Raw genomic sequence first — 5,683 nt, forward strand, 5'->3', positions numbered from 1 at the left:
TTTTGATCCACAGTTTGGGAACGAATGCTTTTTGGCTGAAAACGCAACAATAGTAGGGGATGTCAAAATGGGAGATCACTGCAGTGTTTGGTTTAATGCAGTAATTCGTGGTGATGTAAATTCAATAATTATCGGAAATAACACCAATATTCAAGATGGAGCAATTGTTCATTGTACCTATGAGAAAACTAAAACGATTATTGGAAATAATGTTTCCATCGCCCATAATGCATTAGTTCATGGTTGTACCATTGAAGATAATGTATTGATCGGGATGGGAGCAATAGTGATGGATAATGCAATAATTAGGAAAAATTCTATAGTGGCCGCTGGGGCAGTAGTCCTTGCTGGTACTGAGGTGGAGGCAGGAAGTATATATGCGGGAATGCCTGCGAGGAAAGTAAAGGATGTAGATGAAAATTTAGCTTCTGTTTTTGAACGAACCGCTAAAAATTATAAGATGTATTCTCAATGGTATAAAACAGATTGAAAAACGGATTGGTTTTTGCGAAATGATTGGTTCTATAATATTGATTTACAGAAATAAATGAGCTACTAAACTACTTTATTCAATTTTAGTTTTTCATAGTAAGTTTTATAAAATAAGATCGAATTTTTCGATTTTTGTGAATTTGTCATCTTTGTTTAGTAGTTAAAATATTTTAAATTCAGATCAATAGAGGGCTCGCAGTAGTCCTTTGTAAAATGTTATTTTTGATTGAAATTAAAGTGAAATGTGGATAGATTGATAAGCCTGTAAAGTGAAGGTGTGAGGTTAATACTGAAATCTATTTGCATTTAGATAAATTGTGATTGAGTAGTTGATTATTTAAAGTTTTAAAAAAAATGTTTGAAAAGAATAAAGGTTTTAATCCTGATGTAATACAGGAATTTAAGGAAAAAATGAAAATCAAAAATCAACCTTATTTATTAAATGAGGAGGAGGAAAATACAGATGAATATGTGAACTTTTATTTCATTGGAAAATTTGAGGGAAAAGAGGTAGTTTATGATTGTGCTTTATACACTCTGCGACTTCAACATACCAGTGAAGTATATGAAACCGCTGAACATAAGGCGGCTAAAAAATTTCCTGAATATCAACAAATAAAATATGAGGAGGATGAAAATGGAGATATGTCTGTATTAGGCCCCCTCGAAGAAGAAATTGGCTTGTATATGGCTGAAGTAATGATGGAACTGGAAGAAGAGGAGACTATAAAAGTTCAGGAACATTTGGAAATTGATGAGCATATTGATTTCGGTATTGGTATTGATGCCGGACTTAATGTAGATGTTATCAATTCAGAAACCATTGAAACCTTTATTAAAGATTTTAATGAAGACTCTATCGTACTTGACAAAACTCTTTATTCGTTTCAACATAAGGATGATGAGATCGTCGATTAGTTTTTAAAAAGGGAGTGCTCCCCTTTAACAACCAAAGGATGGAGCCTTATTTATTCTATTCTTTGTAGTAGAATTGTGCTATGGGGTGTTCGGTAAATGCATTTTTTTAGAGAAAATTAATCCAAAAAAAACTTCTTGAATGACACCCCAGTTTTGCTCTTTCTTTTCTTTCTCCTTTAACTTTAACAGAATTTCTTATAAACAGAGACTTCCTTTTCTGAGTTATAAAGGTAACCCCCGAAGTTTTTCTTCATAGCTTTCGATTACCCCAACTCACTTTATGGAAAAAGACATCTCTCGATTCTTAAGAAGCCTATCCTTTGCAATTACTTTTATTGCATTACTTTGGATGGTCCAGGGAATTGAGCATTGGTCAACTTCTAATCTAGGTCGATTTGGGAACCTTCCCAGGACACTAAATGGGGCGGTAGGAATAATTACCGGACCTTTAATTCATGGGGATTTTTCACATTTATTATCCAATACCTTTCCTTTATTATTGTTGATTGGTGGTCTTTTTTACTTTTACCCCCGGATTGCCTTCGAAGTTTTTTTTTGGATTTATGTCATGTCTGGTTTTTGGGTATGGATGTCAGCCAGGGAAGCCTATCACATTGGTGCCAGTGGTTTAATTTATGGATTAATTTCTTTTTTACTTTTTAATGGGCTTTTCCGCAAAGATTCTATTTCCATTACAATTTCTCTTGTGATTGTTTTTTTATATGGTAGTATGCTTTACGGCCTTTTTCCTTCTGGAGGAAAAGTTTCGTGGGAGTCTCACTTTTTTGGAGCACTTGCGGGACTAATTTTAGCCTTTTATTTTCGGAGGGATAATATAAAAGAAGGGCCATTAGAAATATCCCCTAAGCCTGAAAAAGAGAGCGACGAGATTATAGAGAAAATCAATACAGTAGACTGTTCAGTTAAAGGTATGGATTATAAATATGTTTTAATGGGTGGTAAAATCAAGAAAAAGAAGAAAGGAAATGTGGATAGTAAAGAGGGTTAATCACTGCAAATTTTAAATGCCCAATATTAGTGGGGTTGACCTCAATGAAATTTCTATAAATTTTGGTTGAGTTTTAGGTTGGAAGAACATGCAGTATTTCTTTAGTTCCATTTTAGGTGTTTTTCGTCATTTTCTTGGTAGAAAGGTTAGATGTGTTTATACAGAAATCCGATTTTTCTAAAATTCTTTGATGTTTTGAACTTTGATTCTGATAATTATCCTTGGCTTTCCAAATTTTGTTTTTTGTGTTTTATTATCAGTAGCCAGAGAAAATTAACAAACTAGAATAGGTTGGAATCTATGTGATTTTTTAATTAAATTATTCTTACTTTATTCGTATTTCTTTGTTTTGTATGGATTTTTATTTTTAATAAGATAATTATTTATAATTATTATTTTTGACATTAAATGTTATATTTTCTTTTAAATTATTGTTTTTTGTTTTACAAATTGGTTGTCTTTTTATTTGTTAACAATAAGATAACATTGGATTTAGTATTAACCGGGCTGGAAGTTCAATAAAGTATTTATAGGTTTGCATTTAAAATGTGCGTAGGGGTAATTTTTAGTATTTACTTCTTCTTTCTTTTTTATGTTACGTGTTAGATAAAGTATTTTTTATTAATTGTAAATTTTTATTGGAAAATTAGATGGGACAAAAGGCATTTACTGAAAGAATTGATTCTAAAAAACTCGGTAAGAGTTCTTATGGATTATTTGACCTGGCCAAGAAGGAGAAGAATTTCCTTATGATTGTTGCAGCTCTTACTTTTGTGGCTGGAATGATTACCCCTTACACTCAGGCAGCAGCTTGGTTTGGTTTTATGTTGGCGGGTTATTCTGCTATTGCCAATGACAGTATTCAGTCAATAGGGACCTTTATTGCTTCAAACTCTAAAACTAAATGGTATATCCTGTGGTTATTTATAGGCTTGATTTTTATTGCTGCTATTGCCAATAGCTGGATCGTGAATGATGGAGATGTAAGTTCGGGCCGATTAACTGCAAAAGGATTTGAAACTGCACCCACTTCTTTTCAGTTTTTGCAACTGGCTGCTCCCTTGATTCTGTTAATCCTAACTCGTTTTAAGATGCCAGTGTCTACCTCTTTTTTATTGCTGAATGTTTTCGCTACTAAATCATCTGGAATAACATCTGTTTTAAATAAAAGTTTAGTTGGTTATCTGTTAGCTTTTGTAGTTGCCATAATTGTATGGTTTATTGTTGGAAAGGTGTTAAACAAATTTGTAAAAGGAAAAGCCGCTTCCTGGTGGAAACCTGTGCAATGGATAACTTCTGGGTTTTTGTGGTTTCAATGGGTACAACAAGATTCTTCTAATATTGCAATTTTTCTTCCTCGCCAATTGGATGTTATAGAATTAACATGTTTTGTTGGGTTTATTTTTCTTGGCTTGGGATTACTTTTCTATTTGAAAGGAGATAGAATTCAGGAAATTGTAACGGAAAAGGCAGGGATTACAGATGTGAGAGCTGCAACATTGGTGGACTTTACTTATGCCTGTTTGCTTTACTATTTCAAGACCTTGAATAAAATTCCAATGAGTACTACTTGGGTTTTTCTAGGCTTGCTTGCAGGACGTGAAGTTGCCATTAGTTTATCTAAGAAACGAGCAAAGAAACGCTCAAAATCTTTAGTGAAGAGTTTTAAAATGATGTCTAAGGATTTTGCGATTGCTTCTGTTGGTTTAATCATTTCATTAATCTTAGCCCTGGCAATTAATGAAGATGTTAGAGCTGAAATTTTTGCTTCCTTATTTTAAAGCAGGAAGAATCCTCAATATTTTTGGCGATTTAATTATAGAAAGCTGATCTTTCTTTAGATTGGTCAGCTTGTTTCTTTATAGAAATCGTGCATTAGAGAATATTTTTATTAAGATTGTTTAATTTTTTTAGGAATTTGGAAGCATCTATCCTATTTGTCTATTTCACAGATTGATGTAGTTTAAAAAGCATGGTATCGAAGAACTTTTATTATTTGGGTATGAAGTATTTTATGTGTGTAGTAACTATGCTGTTGCTTAGTTGTAAAGTGGCCAATGCGCAAAAAGTAAATTATTCTTATGGAAAGGGAATTCGTTTTAATGCAGAGGATTCAACTTTTAGCCTCAAAATGGGCGCTCGATTTCAATCTTTGTATGATGGAAGTTTAAATCTTTCTTCCGGGGATTGGAATGACCAACTTTTAATTAGAAGATTCCGCTTAAAGTTTGATGGTTTTGCCTATGACCCTTCCGTTACTTATAAATTGGAATTGGGACTTTCAAACCGAGATAATGCAGGTGGACATGAGCCTGAATTTAAAAACGCAGCAAATCTGGTGCTCGATGCTTATGTTCGATGGAAATTTTACCGAAATTTAAGTGTCCAATTTGGTCAAACAAAGTTGCCAGGTAACAGAGAGCGAGTGATTTCATCCCAAAAATTACAGTTTGTTGATAGAAGTTTGCTAAATAAAAACTTTTCCTTAGATCGGGATGCTGGAGTTCAGTTTCTAAATAAATCTACTTCTGGAAAAATGGTGATCAAACAGATTTTCTCTGTTTCTATGGGTGAGGGTCGAAATGTGACAAATCGTACAAACAAGGGAGGGTATGATTTAACTGGTCGCTTGGAATTTCTTCCTTTTGGAGAATTTATGGGTGGGGGTGATTATTTTTCATCCGATTTGGCCAGAGAAAAATCACCAAAATTGTCAGTAGGAGTTACCTATGATTATAATAGTAGGGCTGCAAGAACTAAAGCACAATTAGGTGATTTTACGGAGGATTATCGGGCCCGATTGCAGACATTTTTTGCCGATGCTATGTTCAAATATAATGGATTCTCAGCAATGGCGGAATATGTAGATAGAAGGGCATTGGAATATCTTTTACTAGAGGAAGAAGCTACATTAAGTGGGGCAGAGCAATTCTATTATACAGGTCAGGCCTTTAATCTACAAGCAGGTTACTTGTTCAAAAGTAATTATGAAATTGCTGCCAGGTTCACAATAGTCAATCCACAGGAATTTACACTGCAGAATGATGTACAAGAATACACTTTAGGTTTCTCTAAATATATTGTTGGTCATACTTTAAAAGTTCAAAGTGATTTACGGTATATTGATGAAGCTAATACCGATGGTAAGTTAGGTTTTAGGTTACAGATGGAATTTGGGTTCTAAATAACCTTTATTAGTTTATAAAAAGTTAAGGGTTTCAAGCTACAGTGTTTATTATGCTTTGTAGTTTGAAGCCTTTTTTT

General features: G+C 33.5%; 5 protein-coding genes. All 5 read left to right on the forward strand.

Translation table 11 applies throughout. The features are described from left to right. The coding region (locus tag E1171_RS08585) for a gamma carbonic anhydrase family protein (protein ID WP_155205597.1) at positions 1-490 on the forward strand (490 nt) is incomplete at its 5' end. Positions 491-846: 356 nt separating this feature from the next. After that, positions 847-1,410, forward strand: a complete 564-nt coding sequence (locus E1171_RS08590) for a hypothetical protein (protein WP_155205598.1) — start codon at positions 847-849, stop codon at positions 1,408-1,410. A gap of 280 nt (positions 1,411-1,690) precedes the next feature. Next, positions 1,691-2,419: a rhomboid family intramembrane serine protease gene (locus E1171_RS08595; protein WP_155205599.1), complete on the forward strand. Its 729-nt coding sequence runs from the start codon at positions 1,691-1,693 to the stop codon at positions 2,417-2,419. Between the two features lie 650 nt (positions 2,420-3,069). Next, positions 3,070-4,200, forward strand: coding sequence for a hypothetical protein (locus E1171_RS08600; RefSeq protein ID WP_155205600.1), 1,131 nt, complete (start codon positions 3,070-3,072; stop codon positions 4,198-4,200). 191 nt (positions 4,201-4,391) lie between these two features. Then, complete coding sequence (locus E1171_RS08605; RefSeq protein ID WP_246164251.1) at positions 4,392-5,603, forward strand: porin; 1,212 nt, start codon at positions 4,392-4,394, stop codon at positions 5,601-5,603. Positions 5,604-5,683: the final 80 nt, after the last annotated feature.

Origin of the sequence: Xanthovirga aplysinae, assembly GCF_009711365.1 — a bacterium.
GTDB lineage: Bacteria > Bacteroidota > Bacteroidia > Cytophagales > Cyclobacteriaceae > Xanthovirga > Xanthovirga aplysinae.

Bases quoted from the DNA above. Each gene is read 5' to 3' on its own strand.
- E1171_RS08590 (WP_155205598.1), top strand. From the start codon at position 847: ATGTTTGAAAAGAATAAAGGTTTTAATCCTGATGTAATACAGGAATTT.
- E1171_RS08595 (WP_155205599.1), top strand. From the start codon at position 1,691: ATGGAAAAAGACATCTCTCGATTCTTAAGAAGCCTATCCTTTGCAATT.
- E1171_RS08600 (WP_155205600.1), top strand. From the start codon at position 3,070: ATGGGACAAAAGGCATTTACTGAAAGAATTGATTCTAAAAAACTCGGT.
- E1171_RS08605 (WP_246164251.1), top strand. From the start codon at position 4,392: ATGGTATCGAAGAACTTTTATTATTTGGGTATGAAGTATTTTATGTGT.